Source organism: Mycolicibacterium litorale (assembly GCF_010731695.1).
GTDB lineage: Bacteria > Actinomycetota > Actinomycetes > Mycobacteriales > Mycobacteriaceae > Mycobacterium > Mycobacterium litorale.
In genome coordinates this window covers 231,209-254,016 of record NZ_AP022586.1, presented here as the reverse complement: position 1 = coordinate 254,016, position 22,808 = coordinate 231,209, and the positions used below count along the sequence as shown (strand labels likewise).

The following is a 22,808-nucleotide window of genomic DNA, read 5'->3' as shown; positions in this document are numbered from 1 at the left end:
GCAGCCCCGAATTCTCAGGAAGAAACCATTTCCCGCTGCTGTATTCTCAGGACAGTCTCAGATACCATTTATCGATCTAACGCTGCGCACGTGGGGAGGGCGCCATGCGGCGGGCCATCGCCCCTTTTCTGGCCACCGGAGTCGTGTTGTCCGGTGCTGCCGTCGTGGTGGCGAATCCCGTGGTACCGCTTCCGTCCGATATCCGGGTGTCGGCGACTGACTTCACCCCCGATGGCCAGCGTCTCGATGTCCTCGATCCGGAGTTCCTGCAATCCATCGGGGCCATCCGGCAGGACTGGTTGAGCTCGGTCGAGGAACTGCAGCGCCTGTTCAACGACGTGTCCAACACCGGCCGTGACTCCGTCATCTCCGCCTTCGGCGTCGGAGTGGCCACCACCGAGCCGGCGGTTGCGCTGCCGGTCGACGGTTTCAGCTCGCCGCATCAGCGCACGATGGTGCCCCACACTCCCCTGCCGTCCGTCGCTCCCCACGAGGCCATCGAAGGCATCGTCGGAGCACTGACCGACATCGGGACCGGATTCGGCGAAGCGGGCATCAACTTCGTCAGGCAGGTCGCCGCCGCGCCGGCGGTCGCGCTGGTCCTGACACAGCAGGTGGTGCACCAGCTGATCACCGGTCAGATCGGCCCCGAGGAGGCGTTGCGCCGACTCATCGTGGACCCGCTCACCGCGCTCCTGACCGGACACCCCAACCTCACCGGCATCGAAGCGATCGACAGGGCCTTCCACGAGAGTGCCCTCAAACCACTCATCCGGGCACTGATCCGCAACCTGCCGAAGCCCATCGGCCAGCCCGGCGGGCTCATCGATCAGGTCGACAAGACCGTCGACGACGTCGCGGTCGACATCCGCGATGGACTTCCCGCGGCGTCGGCCCCCGGTCAGCTCACTGGACCGTCAGCGTCCACCGGCACCGACCAGGAACTCCCGCCGGAACTCGAGGGCCTGCCCGACGACGACGGCACCGAGCCCGCCGCAACCCCGCGCCCCGGGGCACCGAGGCTGCCCAAGCCGGGCGACCTCGCGCGCGAGTTCGGCGTCCGCGTGCAGCAGGGCCTCGACAACTTCCACTCCACGATCAAACGATTCACCACCGGCGGCCGTAAGAACGCGCCGGCCGCGGACGACGGCAAGGGCGACGGTGCGACGGGCGGGAAAGACGACGGCACCGTTGTCGACAAGCCCGCAGAGGCTCCGGGGGCGGACACGCAGGCGCCGGATCGGGACGACCCGCCGGCCGACCGCGGCGACGACACCCAGGAATAGCAGGCTCTCGGAAAGCGTCACGGTGGCGATTCCGTCGCCGATCGGCGGCCTGCCTTCAGCCACCTGTCGAGCTGCCCGATGCCCGGTCCGTGCGCTCATCCGCGGGTCAGCGGGCACCCCTCGACGCCCTTGTGCCGCCTACCAGACTGTTCGCTGCAGCGCCCTCCGGAAAGTTAACTGATCAACTCAGCTTGCTCTCAGGTTTTGGTGGTCTTTGCCAAGGTGGCTAATGCGAATAGTGGGTGAAAACTAAGGTTCCAGCTACCTATTCAGCGACCGGGATCGATAAGCGCCGGAGGTACGCGTCACCTGCCCCTGCTCCGCGGGACGACCACCCAGAATCCTCAGAATAAACCTCCTGCGCCGGCTGGGCAGCACGTCTCCGAAGTCCTGCACAGGTACCCACTTTCGTCAGCGTCAAAACCACCCGCGTAGCAGCGGCATAGCCGTCGGCTCCGGACCGGATGAGCCCGCCGCCCGCGTGCCGGCCCCCTCCTCACTCCCTCGCCGGGCGCTCGACCGACCCGCCGACTTCCGAGCTTCTGACGAAGGTTGCCACATCTCCAGGCGCGCGGACAACAGCGAAGAGCTGCACCGATGCCCCTCGCACCTCCCGATCCTTGCTGAAACAACAATCGCGCGACCGTTTGACGGCGATGGCCTGGCGGGTCATCGAACGCAGTGTCACGGAGAGCCGGAAGGGCAAAGTCCCGAGATTCGATCTGCCCGCTGTCCTCCTGCTCAAAGTTCCACTTGCAACGAGTTCAGCTATTTTCGTACGCCAGGCGAACGATCTCGCGCACACGGATCCCGCCAACAACTTCGGACTGCTACGTATTTGCCATCCTGCGCCGTCTCAGTGCGGTGAGAGCGACGGGGCTAATTTCGTTCGTCGAACCTCAAGCAAACGCTATTCAGGGGGTTAGAAAACGGTCAGAGAAAAAGCGAGAGATCGCTTTGTTACTTAGGTAGTTCTCAGGTATGTTTTGCTCCGTCGGGCTGTTTGAGACTCTGAGGGGATGTCATGGAAGTTGCTGTTCGGTCATACTTGACCGCCGGTGTGGCTGTTGTAGGCGCTACATCGATTGCGTTGGCTCCGGTCGAGGTGTTGCCGCCGGACTTCCAGATTCGGGGCGACCGGATGGTCGCGGTGCTCGAAGACGTTTCACTGTCCTCGCTCGCTGATCTGATCGCCGCGGCGCAGGCCGCGTGGCAGCCGGTCGGCGGTGCACTCGACAGTGCCTCCGCGGCGGCCCAGGCCGCGATCATCGGACTGAGCGGCGCACTCGAGGCGGCACTCGTCAGCGCCGTCGAGGAAGGCAACAACGCCTTCCAGGCAGTCGTCGACGGTCTGCTCGAGGGCGGCAGCGTGCTCGCAACCGCGGTCGACAACGCCATCGCGAACTTCCCGTCCCCGGAGGCCTTCGTCGATGCCGTCGTGTCGGCCTTCGCCTCCATCAACATCGATCTGGCCGGCGCCATCGAGCTCGCGCTCGAGGCCGCACTGGACCTGGGCATCGAATTGGACGCCGGCGCCATCGCCGATGCGTTCCTCGAAGCCGGTGCCGACCTGGCCGCCGCGTTCAACGCCGCCCTCGCCAGCTTCCCGACACCGGAAGAGTTCGTCGCCGCGTTCGAGGCAGCCCTCGGCGGTGTCATCCCCGGCTTCAACGCGGTGGCCACCGCCGCGGCGCAGGCACTCACCGAGCTCTCGGGTGAGCTCGCCGCCGCCATCGAAGCCGGCATCGCCGCGGGTTCCACCGCCTTCGAGGCGCTCGTCGACGGCCTGCTCGACGCGGGTGGTGAACTCGCCGCCGCATTCGCCGCAGCCATCGAGGCGTTCCCGACCCCCGAGGCGTTCATCGACGCGCTGGTGTCGGCGTTCGGCGCCATCGACGTCGACCTCGGCGCCGCCCTGGACGTGGCGCTCGAGGCGCTGGTCGAGCTGGGCATCGACATCGACGCCGGCGCCATCGCCGAGGCGCTCATCGATGCGGGCGCCGAGCTCGCCGCCGCCTTCGGTGCCGTCTTCGAGGGCTTCCCGACTCCGGCCGAGTTCTTCGCCGCGTTCAACGCCGCGATCGCCGGCGTCCTGCCTGGCCTGAACGCCTTCGCCGAAGCCGCCGCCGAGGCGCTCACCGATCTGTCGGGTGAGCTGGCCGCCGCCATCAACGCAGGCGCTGCCGCCGGTATCGAGGCCTTCGACGCCATCGTCACCGGCCTGCTGGACGCGGGTAGCGATCTGGCCGCCGCTTTCGCCGCGGCGATCGAGGCCTTCCCGACCCCCGAGGCGTTCATCGACGCGTTCGTGGACGCGTTCGCGGCCATCGACGTCGACCTGGGCGCAGCCCTGGATGCGGCGCTCGAGGTGATCGTCGACCTCGGCATCGATCTCGACGCCACCGCGATCGCCGAGGCGCTCATCGAGGCGGGGGCCGATCTGGCAGCCGCGTTCGAGGGTGCTCTGGAAGGCTTCCCCACCCCGGGCGAGTTCTTCGCCGCGTTCAACGCCGCCATCGCCGGGCTGGTGCCGGGCTTCAACGTGCTGGCTGAGGCCGCCGCGGAGGCGTTCACCGACCTGTCGGGTGCGCTTGCGGGCGCGCTGGAGGACGGCTTCGCCGCGGGTCTGGACGCGTTCCAGTCCCTGGTGGTCGCGCTTCAGAACGCCGGTGGCGAACTGGCGGCCGCCTTCGCCGCGGCGATCGAGGCGTTCCCGACGCCGGAGGCGTTCATCGACGCCCTGGTGTCGGCCTTCGGCGCCATCGACGTCGACCTGGGTGCGGCCATCGACGCCGCACTCGAGGTGATCGTCGACCTCGGCATCGATCTGGATGCCGGCGCCATCGCCGATGCCTTCCTCGAAGCCGGCGCTGAGCTGGCCGCTGCGTTCAACGGTGTGCTGGACGGGTTCCCGACTCCGGAAGAGTTCATCGCGGCCTTCAACGCCGCCCTCGAGGGCGTCATCCCCGGCTTCAATGCGCTCGCCGCGGCGACCGCCGAGGTGATCGGTGACCTCTCGGGCGCGCTGGAGACGGCGATCGAGACCGGTCTGGCCGTCGGAACCGAAGCGTTCGACGCGATCGTCGCCGGCCTGCTGGACGCCGGTAGCGACCTCGCCGCCGCGTTCAACGCCGCAATCGCGGCGTTCCCGACGCCCGAAGCGTTCATCGACGCTCTCGTCACGGCCTTCGGCGCGATCGACGTCGACCTGTCGGCGGCCATCGACGCCGCCCTGGAGGTCATCGTCGACCTGGGCCTGAACCTGGACGCGACGGCCATCGGTGAGGCGCTGCTCGAAGCCGGGGCCGAACTCGGCGCGATCTTCGACGCGGCCCTCGAGGGCTTCCCGTCGCCGGCAGAGTTCGTCGCCGTCTTCGAGGCCGCTCTGGAAGGCGTGATCCCCGGGCTGACCGCGCTGGCGGATGCCACCGGCACGGCGATCGCGAACTTCTCGGGCGCGCTGTCCGCGGCGATCGAAGCCGGCCTGGCCGCCGGTGAGACGGCCTTCGAGGCGCTGATCGCCGGACTGCAGGATGCGGGTGGCCAGCTGGCCGCGGCGTTCGAAGCCGCACTGGGAGCCTTCCCGACGCCGGAAGCGTTCATCGACGCCCTGGTCACCGCATTCGGTGCGATCGACGTCGACCTCGGTGCCTCGCTCGATGCGGCGCTGGAGCTTCTCGTCGACCTCGGCATCGACCTGGATGCCGGCGCCATCGCCGACGCGCTGCTCAACGCCGGAGCCGAATTGGCCGCAGCGTTCGACGCGGCGTTCGAGGGCTTCCCGACACCGGCCGAGTTCGCCGCCGCGATCGAGGGTGCCATCGAGGCCTTCGTGCCGGGCTTCAACGCGATCGCCGAAGCGACCGCCGAGGCCCTCGGCAACCTGTCGGCCGCGTTGACCGCCGCCATCGAGACGGGCATCGACATCGGCAGCGCCGAATTCGGGGCGTTCCTCGAGGCGCTGGTCGAGGGTGGCGGAACGCTCGCCGCCGCGTTCGAGGCCGCGTTGGAGAACCTGCCGAGCCCGGCGGTCTTCATCGACGCCCTGGTCGACGCATCGGCCGCGCTCGGCCCGGTGCTGGCCGACCTCGGCGCATCGCTGCAGCTGGGTCTGGAGGCCGGTCTCGACCTGGGTGCCGCCGCGCTGGAGGGCTTCGCCGAGGTCGGTGCGGACATCTCCGCGGCGATCGGCGCCAGCCTGGAAGGCCTGCCGACCCCCGCCGAGTTCATCGCCTCGTTCGAGGAGGCCGGTGCCCAGTTCGGTGCGGCGGCCGACGCGATCACCGAGATCGGTGTCGACGCGGCGAACAACATCGCCGCAGCCACGAACGCAGTGGTCGAGGCGTTCCGCGCCACGGCGGTGTCGGCTCTGGAGAACGGCAACGACGCGCTCCAGGCGATCGGTGCGGGCATCTTCGCCGCGGTCAACGCCTTCGCCGAAGCGGCCAGTGACGTCAACATCGGCGGTGCGATCAGCGCCGCGATCGGTGGCGCCATCCGCGGTGCGATCGGCGGCCTCGGTGGCAGCATCGGTGGTGGCCTCAACGTCGGTGGCGACGCGAACGGTGAGATCAACGCACTGCGTGCGGACACCGGTGAGGTCGAGTCTCCGGCGGTCACGGAGACCCGCATCGCGCCGCAGTCTCGGACGCTGTCGGTGACCACCGATGCTCCCGCCGAAGAGGCACCGGCCACCGAGGCGAAGCTGCCTCCGGTGAACGTCAACCCGGTCATGCCCGCCAACCCGGCCGCAGATCTGCAGAAGCAGGTCACGCGGGCGCAGGCACAGCTGCAGGACGCGGTCGACAATGCCGGCAAGCAGATCAACGACGGGCTGAACCAGACCCGCAAGAACCTCGAGGGTGCGGCCAATCAGACCCGCAAGAACCTCGAGGGTGCGGCGAACCAGACCCGCAAGAACCTCGAGGGTGCGGCGAACCAGACCCGCAAGAACCTCGAGAACGCGGCGAACGGGGTCCGGAAGAACATCGAGAACGCTGTCGGCGGCAACAAGAAGCCGGCGGGTTCGACGAAGGACTCCTCGGACACCTCCAGCAAGAAGGAAGCGAGCAGCAAGTCCGCTTCGGAGTAAGCACCACGCAGGCGGCCCTGGACCTCACGGTCCGGGGCCGCTTTGCGTTGCCCGGTGTTTGCCGGCAACTCCGCTCCTCCGGGCAGTGGACGGCTTGGCGGGAGCGGGACGGCGACGTTTGAGCCTTTGGGCGCAAATAGTCACCCGCGTAATTGACGACCTCGTCACTGCGAGATCCCCGCGCACCGTCGGCACGGGCAAAAACATTGCGCGATCAATTGCAATGCAAGAACTTCTATGTTGCCAGACACTGTCAGATGACAGTCACTGACCGCACTTTGCGGCACGTTCGAGGAAACTGATCATGCGGTCTACATGCGGATTCGGTGAGTAACCGCCGAGCGCCTAGCTCAAACCGGAGGGCGGCTGATCAGTCGAAAAAAGTTTGCCAATTAGCCGGATTCGGACCTTACTCTGGCGTAGGTTCCGGCTCGACATGGTTACAACGACGTAAAGGAGAACCCATGCACGCCGCAGCCCGCTCTTATCTTTCGACCGGTGTGGCACTGGTCGGCGCAGGAGCCATCGCGATGAGCCCGGTCGCGCCACCCGTGCCCGATCTCGAGGTGCCGGCGGTGTCGTCGATCGGCGTCGGACTCAGTGCCGCCGTCAATCCCCTGCAGACCTGGATCGAGGTGTTCGGGCAAGCGGCGGAGAACATCTCGATACTCGGTCAGGAGTTCATCGCCCGGCCGGCGCCCATCCTGCAGCAGATCATCGAGAACCAGTGGTCGAACGTCGAGACCCTGGCTCCGGCGCTCGAGGCGTTCGCCCAGGGCTTCCTCGCATCGTTGTCGCCCACGAATCCAAACGGCATACCGGCGAACCTGCGAGAAGCCTTCGAACTGATCATCACGGGCCATCCGGCGGAAGGCGTCCCGGCGATCTTCCAGGCCTTCCTTCAGCCCATCCTTTTCCCGTCGCTCGAACTGCTGGTGCCGATCCAGGGCATCATCACCCAGTCGGCCCAGAACGTCCTCGACGTCGCCAACCTGGCGATCACAACGGTCGCGCTCGGCGCGATCGGCCTCCTCAACCCGGTCTTCAGCGGGTTCAACGCCTTCGGCGCGGCAGCCCAGGCCGTGGTCGACGCCGCCAACGAGGGCGATCTGCTCGGCGCGTTCACCGCTGTGCTCGACATCCCGGGCGTCGTGGCCGGCGGCGTGCTCAACGGTTACGGCTTCGACGGCGGATTCCTCACCCCGATGTCCGGCACGATCGCCGCGATCATGACGCTGCGCAACATGATCGCCGATGCGCTCAAGCCCAATCCCCCGGAGGCGCCACTGCGCACCACAGAGATCTCGTCGACGTCCACCGATCCGGCGGCGTCGGTCACGATCGACGTCACGGACTCGGCGGTCACCTCGGCGGCTCGCCAGACCTCGACGACCGAGAACCTCGCGCCCGAGACGGGTGGCGGCGCCGGCGTGGTCGACGAGCCCACCGACGATGAGACCACCGACGACGGAACGGCCGACGGAACGGCTGACGAGAAGGCAGGCGAGGACGAACTCGCCGACGAGACCGCCGCCGAGGACGAGGTCGCCGACGACGAGGCAGCCGAAGAAGAAGCCGCTGAGGAAGAAGCGGCCGAAGAGGAAGCCGCCGAAGAGGAACCGGCCGCGCAGGAGCCCGCGGCCGAGGACAACGCCGGAGCCGAGAACACCGGAGCAGACGACACCGGAGGTGCCGAAGCATAAGCCGGCCGGCTGATCGGGGCCCTCACCCTTGCGGGGTGGGGGCCCTGTGCCGTCACTGCGGGGATTTCACCCAGCTGCCGGCGTCGCCGACGATGCCGACGGGCACCGCACCCGAAAGGCTCACGTTGCGCACGCTCGGACCCGCCGCGACGATCGTGGTGTCCTGGAGGATCGGCAGGACCGTCGACATGTTCCACAGCCGTGGCTCGACGGCGTCGATCACCTCTCCGATCGGCTCCCCGCCGTCGAGGGCCGCGTCGATCTTCGGCTGGATGCTCCGGTCACACACGCCGGTGATGTTGCTGGGCGCCTGCACCAGAGCGCCCGACTCGGGCGCCGCACCGGGTGTGGTCGTGGGCGTGGCGGACGGCGGTGGCGGCTGCTCGCCGTCGGGGGTGGGCGACGGCGACGGTCGCGGCGGAGTGGGCGCCGCGTTCGGCGCCGTCGGCACCGGCGTCGCCTCCAGCGCCGGACAGCCGTAGCGCGACGCCAGCGACGTCGCGAGGTCTCCCCCGGCCTGCCGCCACCCCACGACGGCGTCGACCTGGTTTTCGGCCAGCCCCTCCCCGTAGAGCGTCACCGGATCCAGTGCCCGCACCGACGCCTCGATGCCGACGTTGCGCAGCTGATCGGCGGCCGTGTTGGCCACGGCGACCGACGTCGGGTCGTTGGCGGCCACCCCGAGCACGAGGGTCAGCGGCACACCGTCTTTGGAGATCCGCCCGCGTCCGTTGTCCGGCCCAGGCGTACCGGGTGCCGGCGGCTGCGGATCCGGCACCGGCGCCATCTGGTAGCCCGCTTCGGCCAGCAGTTCCAGGGCCGCCTCGGTGCCCAGCGCGGGCGGTGCGGTGGGCACGTAGCCGGGATCGGACGGCGAACGCACCTGAGCCTGGGCGAGAGTGACGGTGTTGTCGTCGCCGGCGCCCACCGAGGCCAGCAGGTCGACGTCGAGCAGGCCGAAGATGGCCCGGCGGACCGAGGGGTCGGCGAGCTTGGGCAGCTGACCGCGCAACGTCATCTGCATGACGCGCGGGGTCACGATGCGCGCTGTCCGCACATCGGGGATGGCGCTCAGCTGCGCGAAAGTCGCTGCGCCACCGTGCACCTGGGCCACCTGGGTGTCACCGTTGCGGATCGAGTCAGCCAGCGCCGCCGGCGCCCCGCCGCGGCGGAAGAGCACGAGATCGGGTTTGGCCGGTGCGCTCCAGTACCGGTCGTTGCGGGCCAGCAGGATCTCGTCGCGCTGCGGATCGATGGTCTCCACCCGGAACTGGCCGCCGGTCACCGGCATCGCCTGGGCCAGCCCGGCGCCGAATCCGCCCGGCACGTCCTTGACGATGTGTGCGGGCAGGATGTTGTTGAACAGCTCGCGCCAGGCCGGGTAGGGCTGGGAGAATGTGACGACGACCTGTTTGGCCCCCTCCACCGACTGCACACCGGTGATCAGGTCGTAGCCGGCCGGATCGACGACCCCGGGCTGGCTGACCATCTGGCGCCACAGATACCAGTAGTCGTCGGCGCCGATCGGCGCGTTGTCGGTCCACTGCGCCTCGGGCCGGATCTTGTAGGTGACAGTGAACGGGTTCTGGTTCGTCACCTCGGCCGATTCGAGCAGGGTCGGGTCGAGCTCCCACCGCGATCCGGTCGGCGTGTTCGGATCGGCGATGGGCCGGAACGAACTGGGCAGCACCAGCGCGGCGATGGCGGCGTTGACCGGTGACTGGTCGGACACCAGGTGCGGATTGAACCCCGGGCCGATCGAGTCGATCGCGACGATGATCTGCGTGGCCTTGGGAGCCGGCGGCGGAGTGGTCTCCGTCGTCTCGGTGCTCTGCGGAGCCGGCGGCGGGCTCACCGTGCAACCACCCAGCAGCAGCGCGGTGGCGGAGACGAGTGCCCCCAGCGTCACGCGGGAACAGCGGGGACGGGTCGGCACGCTCCTCAGAGTATCGGCCGCTATCCCCGCGCCTTCGCCCGCGAACGGGCCCGGGCCCGCAACGTGGCGTCCAGCTCGACCTTGCGCACCCGCACGACCTCCGGGGTGACCTCGACGCATTCGTCCTCGGCGCAGAACTCCATGGCCTGTTCGAGGCCCAATTCGAGCGGGCGGGCCAGTGTCTCCATCACATCGGCGGTGGAGCTGCGCATGTTGGTGAGCTTCTTCTCCCGGGTGACGTTGACGTCGAGGTCCTCGGCGCGCGGGTTGATGCCCACGACCTGGCCCTCGTAGGTGTCGTCGCCGGGTGCCACGAAGAACTGGCCGCGGTCGGCGAGCTGGATCATCGCGAACGGCGTCACCGACCCGCTGCGGTCGGACACCAGCGAACCGGTGTGGCGGGCGCGGATCTCCCCCGCCCAGGGCCGGTAGCCGTCGAAGACCGCGTTGGCGATACCGGTGCCGCGGGTCAACGTCAGGAAGTCGGTGCGGAAGCCGATGAGCCCGCGGCTCGGCACGATGAAGTCCATCCGCACCCAGCCGGCGGCGTGATTGGTCATGTCCTCCATGCGGCCCTTGCGGGCGGCCATCAACTGCGTGACGGCGCCGACGAACTCCTCGGGGCAGTCGATGGTCAGCGCCTCGAACGGTTCGTGCAGCTTGCCGTCGATGGTCTGGGTCACCACCTGCGGTTTGCCCACGGTGAGCTCGAAGCCTTCGCGGCGCATCTGCTCGACGAGCACGGCCAGCGCCAGCTCGCCTCGGCCCTGCACCTCCCAGGCGTCGGGCCTGCCGATGTCGACCACCTTGAGCGACACGTTGCCCACCAGCTCCTGATCGAGCCGTGACTTGACCATCCGGGCGGTCAGCTTGTGTCCGGAGACCTTGCCTGCCAGCGGCGAGGTGTTGGTGCCGATCGTCACCGAGATCGCGGGCTCGTCGACGGTGATGCGCGGCAGCGCGTGCGCGTGATCGGGATCGGCGAGGGTGTCGCCGATCATGATCTCCGGGATGCCGGCGACGGCGACGATGTCACCGGCGATGGCTTCCTCGGTGGCGGTGCGTTCGACGCCGACGGTGACGAGCAGTTCGGTGATCTTGGCGTTGGTGACGACCGGGTGCCCGTCGACCTCACGCATCCACGCGACCTGCTGACCCTTGCGAATGCGGCCCTTGTAGATGCGGATCAGTGCGAGCCGGCCGAGGAAGGCCGAGGCGTCGAGGTTGGTCACCAGCGCCTGCAGCGGCGCCTCCGGGTCGCCCTGCGGCGGCGGGATGTGCTCGAGCAGGACGTCGAAGAGCGGGTCGAGGTTCTCGCCGTCGGGGTTCTCCCCGTTGGCGGGTTCGGTGGTGCTGGCGATGCCGGCGCGGCCCGACGCGTAGAGCACGGGCAGACCGAGCGCCTCCTCGGCGGCCTTCTGCGCCTCGTCGTCGAGGTCGGAGGCGACGTCGAGCAGCAGATCGTGGCTCTCGGAGACCACCTCCGCGATGCGCGCGTCGGGACGGTCGGTCTTGTTCACGACCAGGATCACCGGGAGGTGCGCGGCCAGTGCCTTGCGCAGCACGAACCGGGTCTGGGGCAACGGACCCTCGGAGGCGTCGACGAGCAGCAGCACGCCGTCGACCATCGACAGCCCGCGCTCGACCTCACCGCCGAAATCCGCGTGGCCGGGGGTGTCGATCACGTTGATGACCGTCATCGTCCCGTCGGGGTGATGCCGGTGCACCGCGGTGTTCTTGGCCAGGATGGTGATGCCCTTTTCCTTCTCCAGGTCACCGGAGTCCATCAGCCGCTCGACGGCGTCATCGCCACGATGGCTCAGCGCACCGGACTGCCGCAGCATCGCATCAACCAGGGTCGTCTTGCCGTGGTCGACGTGGGCGACGATGGCGACATTCCGAAAGTCATTGGGCAAATCCACGTCCTTGATTGTCGCAGTGCGATGACTCGATCGCGAAATGCAAAGCCCGGCATGCGAGGGAGGTCACCGCGGCACGGCGGCCCCGTGGCAATGTATGAGAACCGAATTCTCCTCCCCCGCACCCACGTCAGGATCCTGCCCGCCCGTGAAGTCCACCAAGTTCGCCGGCCTCAAACCGAAGAAGAAGTGCTGCCGCAGCAAACCGCGCTGCAAGCGGTGCCCGCTCGTGGTGCACAAGGTGCAGAAGGCCGAACACCTGGGGCTCCGGGGCAAGGAGCTGGAGAAGGTCTACAAGCGCGCCCGGAAGGCCTGAGGACCACCGCTGACCTGGCGAAAGTGGGTGCCGCAGTGCGCTTTCGCGAGTACCGTTGTGGCATCCGTCGAGGTCTGTCGTACGTGCTTGGAGGTGCGATCATGACGGTTTACGAGGCGCTCACCGTCGCCCTGATCATCGTGTTGGCCGCGGCCACGGTCGTCGCGCTCTACGTCGGGTTGATGAACTGGGTCGGCGCCGCCCACGTGGTGCGGTGCAGTTCCTGCCACCACCTGACGATGGCATCCGCCAGGCAGCCGCAGCAATCCTGCCCGCACTGCCGCCATCCGGTGTTGACGCATCCGCTCTATGCGCTGCATCACCCCCGCGACGCGCGCCAGGTACGCGTCGTCGGTGACAGCCTGCGGTACTGAGAGCGCTGCGTTCGACCATCCCGAGAGGTTGCCGCCCCCCCCGATCAGATGCCTGATTGTCACACGCGCCTGCGGCTTTGACGCGCGCGAAAGTACTTTGCCGAAAACTTCTCGATAGCAACTTACTTCTGGGTAAGTTATGCGCGTCACATTGCTTGATTAGTGAAGGAGTTACCCGTGCAGCTCGTTGTTCGTCCCTATCTCGCGGTCGGCGTTGCGCTGGTCGGCGCCGGCGCCATCGCTGTCGGCCCCGTCGCACCGCCGATGCCCGATGTCCCTGAAGTGCTCAGCCGGGCCGTCACGCCCGCGGCGCTGGCCAATCCGTTCGGGCCGGTCTTCGACAACACCGTGACGAACATCGAGAAGCTGGTCACCGCCGTCATCAACAACCCGGCGCCCATCCTGACCCAGGTGATCGAGAACCAGATCGCGTCGGCCGGCGTGCTCGGCGGTATCGGCCGGGACTACGTCGAGAACTTCGTCAACTTCATCACCGGGATGGGCGACGGGGTCACGTTGCCGGGCCAGCTCACCGACGCCTTCGAAGCCCTCGAGGACGGCGACTACGGCCTCGCGTTCGGCTTGTTGGCGGCCGTGCCGATCCTCTTCCTGACCGCAGGCAACGTCTTCGGAACGCTCGGCGAAATCATTCCGCAGATCGGCGGGCTCCTGGCGGGACCGTTCACCAACATCGGAGCGGCGATCACCGCCGCCACCACCCCGCAGAACGTTCTGCCTCTCCTTCTCGGGGTGACGCAGTTGACCACTGGCACGGCGCAGGCGTTCGGCGAGGGGTTGGAGGGTGTGGCAGCCGCCATCCGGTCCGGCGACCTGGAGGCGGTGGTGAACGCGGCGCTGGCAACTGTGGCCGACACGTTCGACACGTTCCTCAACGACGGCATCCTGGCGAGCAGTACCGTCGATCCGTTCGCCAACGGCGTCCTCGGCGGGTTGCTCTGGCTGCGCAATGCCGTCGCCCAGGCGATCGCGCCTCCGGCGCCCTCGCTCGCCACGACCAACGCCCGCATCGGGGCGGTCGATGAACTGCCCAGCCCGGAGCCGACCGTGATCACCGTGTCCACCACGTCGGACGACGAGGAGGCCGGGGATGCAGTGGCTGACCGCGCCACCGCCGCCGAGGAGGAGGCAGACGCCGAAACGGCAGACGTCGCCGAGGAGGTCTCGGACGAGGAGACCACCGACACCACCGACGTCACCGACGAAGAAGCCACCGACGTCACCGAGGAAGAGGCTGCCGAGGAAGCCAAGGAAGAGGCCACGGAGGAGCAGGCCGCCGACGAGGAGGAGACTGCGGCTGACGACGCCGAGGAATCCGACTCGACCGAGGGTCGTGACAGCGCCCCCGAGAGCAGCGATACCGAGGCCGCCGCGGCCTGACCACCGCACACGTATCGGCCCCCTCCACAACAGGGGGCCGATCGTCGTTCTACGGGGAGCCGTCGCGCAACGCGGCGGCGAGCGCGCCGAGCCACGCGCGGTCGGCGGGCACCCAGGGCAGAGCGTCGAGTTCGTCGCGCCCCACCCAGCGCAGCGCACGGTGGTCGAGTGGTCGCAGGCGTCCGCCGGTCTGGGTCACCAGATAGGCGCGCAGGGCGGTCGTGGCGCTCAGCGCGATGTCGTCCCCGATCCGCGCCCCCACCGCGACGTCGATGCCCAACTCCTCGCGCAACTCTCGTGCGAGCGCGGTGGCGTCGCTCTCTCCGTCGGCGACCTTGCCGCCCGGCAGTTCCCACAGGCCGGCCAGTTCGGGGGGCCGCTCCCGCTGCGCGACCAACAGCTGCGACCCGGCGATCAGGGCGCCGGCCACGACGATCTGCTCTGCCATCAGCGGCGACGGTATACCGTCGCGGACATGGCTGTGTTGACGGACGACCAAGTAGACGCCGCACTGCCCGACCTCAACGGCTGGGAGCGCGCCGAGGGGACGCTGCGCCGCAAAGTGAAATTTCCGGCGTTCCTCGACGGGATCGAGGCGGTGCGCCGCATCGCCGAGCGCGCCGAGGAGCGCGACCACCACCCCGATATCGATATTCGTTGGCGGACAGTGACTTTCGCGCTCGTCACCCATTCCGAGGGCGGTATCACGGAGAAGGATCTGCAGATGGCGCGGGAGATCGACGCCATCCTCGACCAGTAGCGCCGGTAGCGGCCACCCACGCCAGCGTCGCCAGCGTGGCGACGATGTAGATTAGCCCGGCCCACGCCAGGTACCACGGCCTGCCGATCTCCCAGATCGTCGGCTGGGCGAAGCTGAGCAGCCACGGCACCCCGACGAGCGTCAGGGCGAGCCAGCCCCACCGCAGGACGCGCGCCCCGGTGCGCTGCCGCAACGGGCCGTGCCACAGCCAGATCATCAGCGGCAGGATCCACACCCAGTGGTGTGTCCATGAGATCGGCGAGAGCAGCAGGCCGAACAGCTGCACGATGAGGATGGCGCCCAATCGGTCCGCGCTGCCGCCGATCGCCCGCCAGGCCAGCAGCGCCAGCACCGCGGTGACGACGATGCCGGCGACGACGAGCACCCCGTAGCCGGCGTCGTATCCGAGGATCCGCGAGATGCCGCCGCGCCAGGACTGGTTGAACGACGTGCCGATGGGTCCGACGCGGTCGGCGTCACCGAGCAGATCGGTGAAGTAGAACCGCGCCTGCTCGCCCACGACGGCCACCGACACCGCGACGGTGGCGGCGAACACGACGGCGGAGAAGATCGCGGCGCTCCAGCGCCGCGCCCCGACGAAATACAGCCCGGAGACCGCGGGCGTGAGCTTGACCCCGGCGGCGAGCCCGACCAGCAGCCCCGACAGCCACCACCGCGAACTGTGGACCGCTGCCAGTACTGCCAGCACCAGCAGCACGTTGACCTGCCCGTAGTCGAAGGTGCTGCGCAACGGCTCGAGCCAGATGCCGATCGCCGTCCACACCATCGCGGTCCTGCGGTCACCGCTGTCGCCGAGCAGGCGCTGACTGAGACGCACCACGGCGTAGAGCGCGGCGATGATGCCGACCTGCCAGGCGAACGCCACGACGCCGAACGGCAGCAGGTGCAGCGGATAGAACAGCACCGCGGCGAACGGCGGATACGTGAAGGGCAGCGGGAAGTCCGGTGTCTGGTCGGCGTAGACGTAGTCGTAGAGCGTGCCCGGTTCGTCGAGGGCGGCCGCTCCACCGACGTACACGTGCAGGTCGACGAAGTTCGCGCCGTTGGCGACCAGATAGGTCCACGCCAGTCGCGCCGCGATGCTGAGCACCAGCAGTACGGGCGCCGCCGCGGCCAGTCGGCCGGGCAGTCGGGCGGAGGTCGCCGCACTGGCGGTGAAGGTGTCGATCAGCCCGACTCTACTGATCCGGTAACCGATTCCCGTCACCTCAGTAACGGTTGAATAAATGCCACACATGTCACTTGAGTAACACCAGTAACTGCGTAGCGTCGGTCGCAGACGTGCTGTCGACGGATTGGGAGATCCATGAAACTCACCAGAAAAACCCTCGTGACCAGCGTGATTGCCGCGGCTGGGGCGGTTCCGATCGCCTTGGCTCTCAGTGCGCCCGCCGCTGCCCAGCCGGCGGCGCCCGCACCGCCCGCGCCGGGCATCCCGTTCCTGGATCAGCTCGGCAACGCGCCGCAGTTGTTGCAGACCTTCGCCACCGCCCTGGCCGGCACCGGGATGCCCGCGTCCACCCCCGCGACGCCCGCCGCACCGGCGGCCACGCCGGGCGCGACGGCCTCGATCACGCTGCCGCAGGCGCCGACGACCCTGCCGGGCACCCCGGCCGCGGCCACCTCACCGCTGCCCGGGGTCAACGTGCCGAGCGGTCTGGCCTCGCTGATGCCGGCGGGCTCACCGCTGACCAGCCTGCTACCCGCCGCCACCCCGGCGGCACCGGCGGCACCGGCCGTCGGCGCACCGGCGGCGGGTGGAGCGGCGGCGCCGGCGACGCCGCCGATCTTCCCGGTCTCGGCCCTGCCCTGACCACTGCCCCGCTCGACCGTGCCCTGACCGATTCTCGCGAGGAGTGACATGTCACCGACTCGAACTCTGTTGACGACCGCGGCCGGGATCGGCGCGTCCGTCGCACTGCTGTTGAGCAGCGCGACGGCCGCCGCCGAACCCGCGCCCGGGCTTCCGATCGACACGCTGCAGGCGCCCGGTCTGCCCGCGATGGAAAGCCTCGGTCCGGTCATCCAGCAGGCGGCGGCCGATCCGAACAACGCCGCCTCGATGCTGATGGCCGCAGCCGCCGTCTTCGCCGGGGATGCGGCGGCGCCCGCGCCGTCCCGCGACGTGGCGTCGGCAGTCAACCAGTTCGTGGCCGACCCGGCGGCGCATGTCCCGGCACCGGGCGCGGTGCCGGGCACGCAGGCGCACCTGCCGGCCGGCGTCAACCCGGCCCATGCGGTCGGTCCGCTCCCCGCGGGCGCCACCCCGCCGGCCCCGGGGCCGGATCCGGCCGCCGCCCCGGCCGCAGCCCCTGTGGCCGCAGCGGTTCCGGCACCGGCGCCGGCATCCGAAGCCGCACCTGCGACGGGACCGGCACCGGAGGCAGCGCCGGTGGCTCAGGCGGCCAACCCGGTCCCCGGGCCCGCTCCTGCTCCTGCGCCTGCACCCGGTCCGCCGGGATTCGGCCCGGACGCGCCGCCGACGCAGGACTTCATGTACCCGTCGATCAGCAACGGTTGCCTCAAGGACGGCGGAAACGTGCTGGCCACCGCGATCTCGGTGGCGGGACCGGCGAAGATCCCGGCACCCGGCCCGGGTCCCGGCCAGACCGCCTACGTGTTCACCGCGGTGGGCACGCCAGGCCCGGCGGCCGAGCAGAAGCTCCCGCTGAACGTGACATGGGTCAACCTGACCACCGGCAAGTCCGGCAGTGCGACGCTCAAGCCGCGGTCGGACATCAACCCGGAGGGGCCGACGACGCTGACCGCGATCGTCGACACGGGATCGGGCAGCATCATGTCGACGATCTTCGGCCAGGTCACCACCACCGAAAAGCAGTGCCAGTTCATGCCGACCATCGGATCGACGGTCGTGCCCTGACCCCCTGATACGACGAATCCCCGGTCGCCGAGCGGCCGGGGATTCGTGGTTTCGGAGTCAGTAGGCCATGAACAGGATCGCGTCGCGGTCGTACTCGCGGCCGGGGTGCGCCTCCGACAGATGCTTCTGCGCCTTCTCGACCAGATCCTCTTCGTCCTTGCCGGTGATGGCCTCACCGCACGGGCAGTTCAAGTGTGTCTTCATGTGCCTCAGCCTATTCGCACATCGGCATATGAGTCAGCGAGACTGCGCACAGATCGCGTATTCGCCGAAAACCGTGATCTGGCAGCAGCCTCGGCGCGCGAGCACTAGCCCTTGGCGGCTTTCGCCTTGTCTTTGGCCGCGGCCTTCATCTGCTTCTTGTACGCGCGCACCTTCTGCAGCGATCCGGCGTCGGTCACGTCGGCCACCGACATGTAGGACCCGGCCGTGCCGTAGTCGCCGGCCGCCTCCCGCCAACCCTGCGGCGTCACGCCGTACTGCTTGCCGAGCAGCGCGAGGAAGATCTTCGCCTTCTGCTCACCGAACCCGGGCAGCGCCTTGAGCCGGCGCAGCACCTCGGCGCCGTCGGGATCGCCGGCGGTCCACAGCGCGGCGGCCTCCCCGTCGTAGCGGTCGACGATCATCTGCGCGAGCGTCTGGATTCGCTTGGCCATCGAGCCCGGGAAGCGGTGCACCGCAGGCGGGGTCGCACACAGCGCGGTGAACTCCTCCGGGTCGTACTCGGCGATCTCGCGGGCGTCGACACCGCCCATCCGGTCGGCGATCTTCTTCGGCCCGCCGAAAGCGACCTCCATCGGGATCTGCTGATCGAGCAGCATGCCGACCAGCAGCGCGAACGGGTTGGCCTCGAGCAGCTCGTCGGCCGCCGGATCCTGGACAAGCTGCAGTTTCGCCACACTGCCAGTTTAAGGTGGCCCAAACCCCGTGAGGAGACGCGGACGCGAGGAGCACCTACAGCTGATGTCCGGCGAGCTCGCGATAGTCCTGGCGGCGGTGCTGATCGCGGCCGCGGTGGCCGCCGCCGTCGTCGTCGTGCGTACCCGCCGGGTGGTGGCGACGCCGACCGAACGTGCCGTCCACGCCGCACTGCACACCGCCTCGCAGGCCGCCCGGGCCCTGCGCCGGGGCCTCGACACCAGCTCCGCGCAGTCGGCCGCCCCATTCCTGCGCGCGCTGACCGGCACCGACGGCATCGCGCTGTTCGACGGTGACGGCCGGCTCCTCGCCCGCGACCCGGACGACGGTGCGATCTGGGCCTCAGACGTCGCCGACGATGCGGCACGTACCGTGCGCGAAGCCATCTCCGGCGAGCGCCGGGTCCTCACGTCCGTACGCGCCTCGACGATCGTCGCGCAGCCGCTGCTGACCGACGCCGGTGATCTGCTGGGCGTGCTCGCCGTCGTCACCACCCCGGATCCGGGGCCGGGCATGCTCGGCGCCGTCGGCGAGGTGGCGCGCTACGCCGCGGGCCAACTCGAACTCGCCGAACTCGACGCGTCGCGCGCGCGCCTCGACCGCGCCGAGGTGCTCGCGTTGCGTGCGCAGATCAGCCCGCACTTCATCTACAACGCGCTGAACACGATCGCCTCGTTCGTGCGCACCGACCCCGACCGCGCCCGCGACCTGATTCTCGAATTCGCCGACTTCACCCGCTACTCGTTCCGCGCCGCCGGCCAGTACACGACGCTGGCCGAGGAGCTGCGCAACATCGACCGCTACCTGACGCTGGAGCGGGCCCGGTTCGGCACGCGGCTGGAGGTCCGCCTGCAGGTGGCCCCCGAGGTGCTCGGCGTCGTGGTGCCGTTCCTGGCGCTGCAGCCCCTGGTCGAGAACGCGGTGCGCCACGGTCTCGCCGACCGCGGCGGCGGGTCGATCGAGATCGTCGCCCGCGACGAGGGGTCGGACTGTGTCATCACCGTCGAGGACGACGGGGTCGGGATGGATCCCGCCGCGTTGCGCACCGGACCCGGCGATGCGCTGGGCGACAACGGATCGCCCGCCAGCGGTCACTCCGCGCACGTGGGCCTGACGAATGTCGACCATCGCCTGCGCGCGGCGTTCGGGAACGACTACGGTCTGGTGGTCGAGACGGCGATCGGGGCGGGCACGAAGGTCATCATGCGGGTACCGAAGTTCCGGTCCGGGGTGCGGGTATGAGGCCGGCGCTGACCGTGCTGGCCGTCGACGACGAGGCGCCCGCGCTCGACGAACTCGCCTACCTGCTGGGCCGCCATCCCGACATCGGCGAGGTGGTGCGCGTCGGCGACGCCACCTCCGCACTGCGCGAGCTCAATCAGCGCACCATCGACGCGGTCTTCCTCGACATCAACATGCCCGGCCTGTCGGGCATCGAATTGGCCGGTGTGCTGGCGAATTTCGCGCACCGGCCGGCCATCGTGTTCGTCACCGCCCACGACGACAAGGCGGTCGCCGCCTTCGACGTCGGGGCGATCGACTACCTGCTCAAACCGATCCGGCAGGACCGCCTCGACGAAGCCGTCCGCCGGGTGGCCGCCGCTCGCAGCGCCGAACCTCCCCCACCCGAGGACGAACCCGACTCCGACGTCGTGCCCGCCGAGCTCGGTGGCATCACCCATCTGGTGCCCCGCGACAGCATCGGCTGGGTGGAGGCCGAGGGCGACTACGCCCGGCTGCATTCCGCTTCGGGTTCGCATCTGGTGCGCATCCCGCTGAGCACCCTGGAAACACGTTGGCGAGAAAGAGGATTCCAGCGCATCCACCGCTCGTACCTCGTGGCGCTGCGGCTGGTGACGGGACTGCGCACCAGCGACGGGGCGGTGCTGGTGCGGTTGCGCGCCAACGGTTCCTCACCGGCGGTGGAGCTGCCGGTGAGCCGCCGCCAGGCCCGCGAGTTGCGCGACCGGTTGGTGCGTGATCCGATGCGCCACCTGCGACCCGCCGGCGGCGATGACTGAGCCGGGGCGCCCGCACCGCGAGCGCGTGGTCCTCGCCCACCGTCGCGGCGCCCGCATGGTCCGCACCCGGGTCGAGGTGCAGGAGCAGACCCAGGTCGGTGACGCGCTGGTGCGCGGGTTGGTGCGCGCCCAGTTGGGGCTGGCGCTGCGGCTGGCCGCGGTGGTGGTGTGCGTGGTGGCGGCGATCCCGTTGCTGTCGGCGCTGTTCCCCGAGTGGGCCGCGCTCACCGTCGCCGGGATCCGGCTCAACTGGCTGCTGCTGGCCCTGCTGGTGTACCCGCTGCTCTACGGGGTGGGTCGGCTCTACGTCCGGCTCGCCGAACAGGCTGAGCGCGACTTCGTCCGGGTCATCGACAGCGAGCCATGACCGGATCACCGTTGACGGCCGCGGCACTGCTCCTCGCCGCGGTGGCCACCATCGCGATCGGCGCCTACGGGGTGCGGCTCTCGCGCACCACCTCGGACTTCCTGGTCGCGTCCCGCACCGTCGGCCCGCAGTGGAACGCCGCCGCCATCTCCGGCGAATACCTCTCGGCGGCATCGTTTCTCGGCGTCGCGGGCCTGATCGCGAAGTACGGCGCCGACGCGCTGTGGTACCCGGTCGGATTCACCGCCGGCTATCTCGGCCTGCTGCTGTTCGTGGCGGCACCGCTGCGCCGCAGCGGGGCGTACACGGTGCCCGATTTCGCCGAGTTCCGGCTCGGGTCGCGGCGGTTGCGCAAGGTCGCGATGCTCGTCGTCATCGTGATCTGCGTGGTGTACCTGGTCCCGCAGTACCAGGGCGCGGGCCTGGCGCTGAAGACACTGCTGGGGATGCCGGTGTGGATCGGGCCGGTGGTCGTCGGCGGCATCGTCATCACCAACGTGGTGGCCGGCGGTATGCGGTCGATCACGTTCGTGCAGGCCTTCCAGTACTGGCTCAAGCTGACCGCCATCGCGATCCCGGCGCTCGCCCTGCTCGGGCTCTTCTTCACCGACCGCGGCGAATTGGGCGGTCCGCTACCGCCCACCGTCACCCATGAGACCACCGTGGCCATCGAGACCGACGTCGTCGTGCAGGTCACCGAACCGGCGGGCATCACGGTGACGGGCACGCTCGACGGCAGGACGGTCACCGCGGCGCCGATCGGAGCGCCCGGCGAACACGAACTCGCGCAGGGCACCACGATGACGCTGGCCGAGGGCGCGGCGACACCCGTGCTGGCGGGCACGCCCGCCGCCGGCAGCGAGTGGCTGGCCTCGGGCGGCGGTCTGGGTGGCGCACATCCGCTCTACCAGGTGGTGTCGATCATCGTGGCGACGTTCCTCGGCACGATGGGACTGCCGCACGTGTTGGTGCGCTTCTACACCAATCCCGACGGCCGCGTGGCCCGGCGGACCGCGCTCGCGGTGATCGCGCTGCTGGGGCTGTTCTACCTCTTCCCGACGCTGCTCGGGGTCTTCTCCCGCCTCTATGTGCCGCAGTTGCTCATCACCGGCACGGCCGACGCCGCGGTCCTGCTCGCTCCGGGTGCGGCGATCGGCGGGGTGTCCGGCCAGTTGCTCGCCGCGCTCGTCGCCGCAGGCGCGATCGCGGCGTTCCTGGCGACGTCGTCGGGCCTTCTGGTGAGCATCGCCGGGGCGCTGGCCACCGACGTGCTGTGGGGCCGCGTGCGCGATTTCCGGATGGCCGCGCTGGTCGGCGGGTTGATCCCGATCCCGTTGTCGCTGATCACCTCTGGGCTCGAGCTGTCACGCAGCGTCGGCCTGGCGTTCGCGGTGGCCGCGTCGACGCTGTGCCCGCTGCTCGTGCTCGGGATCTGGTGGCGCGGGCTCACCGCGGTCGGCGCATCGTGCGGGTTGGTCGTCGGCGGGCTCGCATCGGGCACCGCGGTGACGCTCGCGATCGCCGGCGTTGTCGACGAGCAGGCGCTCGGCGGGTGGGCGGCGGTGGCCATCGGCTACCCGGCCGCGGTCACCGTGCCGCTGGCGTTCGTGACGATGATCGTCGTCAGCCGGTTCACCCGGCGCAGCGTCCCGCCCGACGTGGCGCAGATCTTCGCGCGGATGCACGTGCCGGAACGGCTGGGGTTGGGCATCGAACGCGTGCCGAGGGGCTGAGCAACCCCCGCCGTTCGTCGCCGGTCACCGACCGCTCACCGCAGCACTGCCGGGCTTCGCCGTGTGACCGCGCGAAGCCCTGG

General features: G+C 69.4%; 19 protein-coding genes. 13 read left to right on the top strand and 6 right to left on the bottom strand.

The genetic code is table 11. The features are described 5' to 3' along the window. Window positions 1–104: 104 nt before the first annotated feature. The 3 genes from G6N30_RS01240 (at window position 105) to G6N30_RS01230 (ending at window position 8,081) form a co-directional block, all read left to right on the top strand. On the top strand, window positions 105–1,286 hold the full coding sequence (locus G6N30_RS01240; protein ID WP_234880194.1) for a hypothetical protein: 1,182 nt from the start codon (window positions 105–107) through the stop codon (window positions 1,284–1,286). A 1,048-nt stretch (window positions 1,287–2,334) separates the two neighbouring features. Next, window positions 2,335–6,378: a hypothetical protein gene (locus G6N30_RS27320; protein WP_280526592.1), complete on the top strand. Its 4,044-nt coding sequence runs from the start codon at window positions 2,335–2,337 to the stop codon at window positions 6,376–6,378. A gap of 464 nt (window positions 6,379–6,842) precedes the next feature. Next, window positions 6,843–8,081: a hypothetical protein gene (locus tag G6N30_RS01230; protein ID WP_134055436.1), complete on the top strand. Its 1,239-nt coding sequence runs from the start codon at window positions 6,843–6,845 to the stop codon at window positions 8,079–8,081. Between the two features lie 52 nt (window positions 8,082–8,133). Here the strand turns inward: G6N30_RS01230 and G6N30_RS01225 are convergent, their stop codons facing one another. Both G6N30_RS01225 and typA read right to left on the bottom strand, forming a co-directional pair. Further along, a complete protein-coding gene (locus G6N30_RS01225) occupies window positions 8,134–10,026 on the bottom strand; it encodes an ABC transporter family substrate-binding protein (protein ID WP_276027542.1) in 1,893 nt (630 codons plus the stop codon). 11 nt (window positions 10,027–10,037) lie between these two features. Beyond that, window positions 10,038–11,933, bottom strand: coding sequence for a translational GTPase TypA (typA, locus tag G6N30_RS01220; RefSeq protein ID WP_179965591.1), 1,896 nt, complete (start codon window positions 11,931–11,933; stop codon window positions 10,038–10,040). Window positions 11,934–12,084: 151 nt separating this feature from the next. On the opposite strand from typA, the gene G6N30_RS26880 reads away from it, so the two are divergent. From G6N30_RS26880 to G6N30_RS01210, 3 genes are all read left to right on the top strand, one after another. After that, window positions 12,085–12,252: a hypothetical protein gene (locus tag G6N30_RS26880; RefSeq protein WP_134055442.1), complete on the top strand. Its 168-nt coding sequence runs from the start codon at window positions 12,085–12,087 to the stop codon at window positions 12,250–12,252. 101 nt (window positions 12,253–12,353) lie between these two features. Next, window positions 12,354–12,626: a hypothetical protein gene (locus G6N30_RS01215; RefSeq protein WP_163687313.1), complete on the top strand. Its 273-nt coding sequence runs from the start codon at window positions 12,354–12,356 to the stop codon at window positions 12,624–12,626. 177 nt (window positions 12,627–12,803) lie between these two features. Beyond that, window positions 12,804–14,024, top strand: coding sequence for a hypothetical protein (locus tag G6N30_RS01210; protein WP_134055445.1), 1,221 nt, complete (start codon window positions 12,804–12,806; stop codon window positions 14,022–14,024). 49 nt (window positions 14,025–14,073) lie between these two features. Here G6N30_RS01210 and G6N30_RS01205 read toward each other — a convergent pair whose 3' ends face one another. After that, window positions 14,074–14,472: a (deoxy)nucleoside triphosphate pyrophosphohydrolase gene (locus G6N30_RS01205; protein ID WP_134055447.1), complete on the bottom strand. Its 399-nt coding sequence runs from the start codon at window positions 14,470–14,472 to the stop codon at window positions 14,074–14,076. 27 nt (window positions 14,473–14,499) lie between these two features. On the opposite strand from G6N30_RS01205, the gene G6N30_RS01200 reads away from it, so the two are divergent. Beyond that, window positions 14,500–14,784, top strand: a complete 285-nt coding sequence (locus tag G6N30_RS01200) for a 4a-hydroxytetrahydrobiopterin dehydratase (RefSeq protein ID WP_134055449.1) — start codon at window positions 14,500–14,502, stop codon at window positions 14,782–14,784. Here G6N30_RS01200 and G6N30_RS01195 read toward each other — a convergent pair. Then, on the bottom strand, window positions 14,729–16,042 hold the full coding sequence (locus G6N30_RS01195) for a mannosyltransferase (protein WP_134055451.1): 1,314 nt from the start codon (window positions 16,040–16,042) through the stop codon (window positions 14,729–14,731). The genes G6N30_RS01200 and G6N30_RS01195 overlap by 56 nt on opposite strands. Window positions 16,043–16,111: 69 nt before the next feature. Here G6N30_RS01195 and G6N30_RS01190 point away from each other — a divergent pair, with 69 nt between their 5' ends. Together G6N30_RS01190 and G6N30_RS01185 are read left to right on the top strand one after the other, a co-directional pair. After that, complete coding sequence (locus tag G6N30_RS01190) at window positions 16,112–16,618, top strand: hypothetical protein (protein ID WP_134055453.1); 507 nt, start codon at window positions 16,112–16,114, stop codon at window positions 16,616–16,618. A 48-nt stretch (window positions 16,619–16,666) separates the two neighbouring features. After that, on the top strand, window positions 16,667–17,686 hold the full coding sequence (locus G6N30_RS01185) for an Rv1157c family protein (protein WP_134055455.1): 1,020 nt from the start codon (window positions 16,667–16,669) through the stop codon (window positions 17,684–17,686). 57 nt (window positions 17,687–17,743) lie between these two features. Here the strand turns inward: G6N30_RS01185 and G6N30_RS01180 are convergent, their stop codons facing one another. Continuing rightward, window positions 17,744–17,890 (bottom strand): DUF1059 domain-containing protein, encoded by a 147-nt coding sequence (locus tag G6N30_RS01180; RefSeq protein ID WP_011561426.1) that lies wholly within the window; start codon window positions 17,888–17,890, stop codon window positions 17,744–17,746. A gap of 104 nt (window positions 17,891–17,994) precedes the next feature. Continuing rightward, window positions 17,995–18,585: an HhH-GPD-type base excision DNA repair protein gene (locus G6N30_RS01175; RefSeq protein WP_134055457.1), complete on the bottom strand. Its 591-nt coding sequence runs from the start codon at window positions 18,583–18,585 to the stop codon at window positions 17,995–17,997. A gap of 64 nt (window positions 18,586–18,649) precedes the next feature. On the opposite strand from G6N30_RS01175, the gene G6N30_RS01170 reads away from it, so the two are divergent. From G6N30_RS01170 to G6N30_RS01155, 4 genes are read left to right on the top strand one after another with little or no spacing between them, the layout of a single operon-like run. After that, complete coding sequence (locus tag G6N30_RS01170) at window positions 18,650–19,846, top strand: sensor histidine kinase (RefSeq protein ID WP_134057425.1); 1,197 nt, start codon at window positions 18,650–18,652, stop codon at window positions 19,844–19,846. After that, window positions 19,843–20,625, top strand: a complete 783-nt coding sequence (locus G6N30_RS01165; protein ID WP_134055459.1) for a LytR/AlgR family response regulator transcription factor — start codon at window positions 19,843–19,845, stop codon at window positions 20,623–20,625. The genes G6N30_RS01170 and G6N30_RS01165 overlap by 4 nt, the downstream gene beginning before the upstream one ends. After that, on the top strand, window positions 20,618–20,992 hold the full coding sequence (locus G6N30_RS01160; RefSeq protein ID WP_134055461.1) for a hypothetical protein: 375 nt from the start codon (window positions 20,618–20,620) through the stop codon (window positions 20,990–20,992). The genes G6N30_RS01165 and G6N30_RS01160 overlap by 8 nt, the downstream gene beginning before the upstream one ends. Then, a complete protein-coding gene (locus tag G6N30_RS01155; protein ID WP_134055463.1) occupies window positions 20,989–22,725 on the top strand; it encodes a sodium/solute symporter in 1,737 nt (578 codons plus the stop codon). The genes G6N30_RS01160 and G6N30_RS01155 overlap by 4 nt, the downstream gene beginning before the upstream one ends. Window positions 22,726–22,808 lie beyond the last annotated feature (83 nt).

Excerpts from the sequence above, each read along its gene's own strand:
- G6N30_RS01190 (WP_134055453.1), top strand. The coding sequence starts at position 16,112 with ATGAAACTCACCAGAAAAACCCTCGTGACCAGCGTGATTGCCGCGGCT.
- G6N30_RS01205 (WP_134055447.1), bottom strand. The coding sequence starts at position 14,472 with ATGGCAGAGCAGATCGTCGTGGCCGGCGCCCTGATCGCCGGGTCGCAG.
- G6N30_RS01240 (WP_234880194.1), top strand. The coding sequence starts at position 105 with ATGCGGCGGGCCATCGCCCCTTTTCTGGCCACCGGAGTCGTGTTGTCC.
- G6N30_RS01170 (WP_134057425.1), top strand. The coding sequence starts at position 18,650 with ATGTCCGGCGAGCTCGCGATAGTCCTGGCGGCGGTGCTGATCGCGGCC.
- G6N30_RS01200 (WP_134055449.1), top strand. The coding sequence starts at position 14,500 with ATGGCTGTGTTGACGGACGACCAAGTAGACGCCGCACTGCCCGACCTC.
- G6N30_RS01180 (WP_011561426.1), bottom strand. The coding sequence starts at position 17,890 with ATGAAGACACACTTGAACTGCCCGTGCGGTGAGGCCATCACCGGCAAG.
- G6N30_RS01195 (WP_134055451.1), bottom strand. The coding sequence starts at position 16,042 with ATGTGTGGCATTTATTCAACCGTTACTGAGGTGACGGGAATCGGTTAC.
- G6N30_RS01185 (WP_134055455.1), top strand. The coding sequence starts at position 16,667 with ATGTCACCGACTCGAACTCTGTTGACGACCGCGGCCGGGATCGGCGCG.
- G6N30_RS01165 (WP_134055459.1), top strand. The coding sequence starts at position 19,843 with ATGAGGCCGGCGCTGACCGTGCTGGCCGTCGACGACGAGGCGCCCGCG.
- G6N30_RS01160 (WP_134055461.1), top strand. The coding sequence starts at position 20,618 with ATGACTGAGCCGGGGCGCCCGCACCGCGAGCGCGTGGTCCTCGCCCAC.
- G6N30_RS01215 (WP_163687313.1), top strand. The coding sequence starts at position 12,354 with ATGACGGTTTACGAGGCGCTCACCGTCGCCCTGATCATCGTGTTGGCC.
- G6N30_RS01230 (WP_134055436.1), top strand. The coding sequence starts at position 6,843 with ATGCACGCCGCAGCCCGCTCTTATCTTTCGACCGGTGTGGCACTGGTC.
- G6N30_RS01155 (WP_134055463.1), top strand. The coding sequence starts at position 20,989 with ATGACCGGATCACCGTTGACGGCCGCGGCACTGCTCCTCGCCGCGGTG.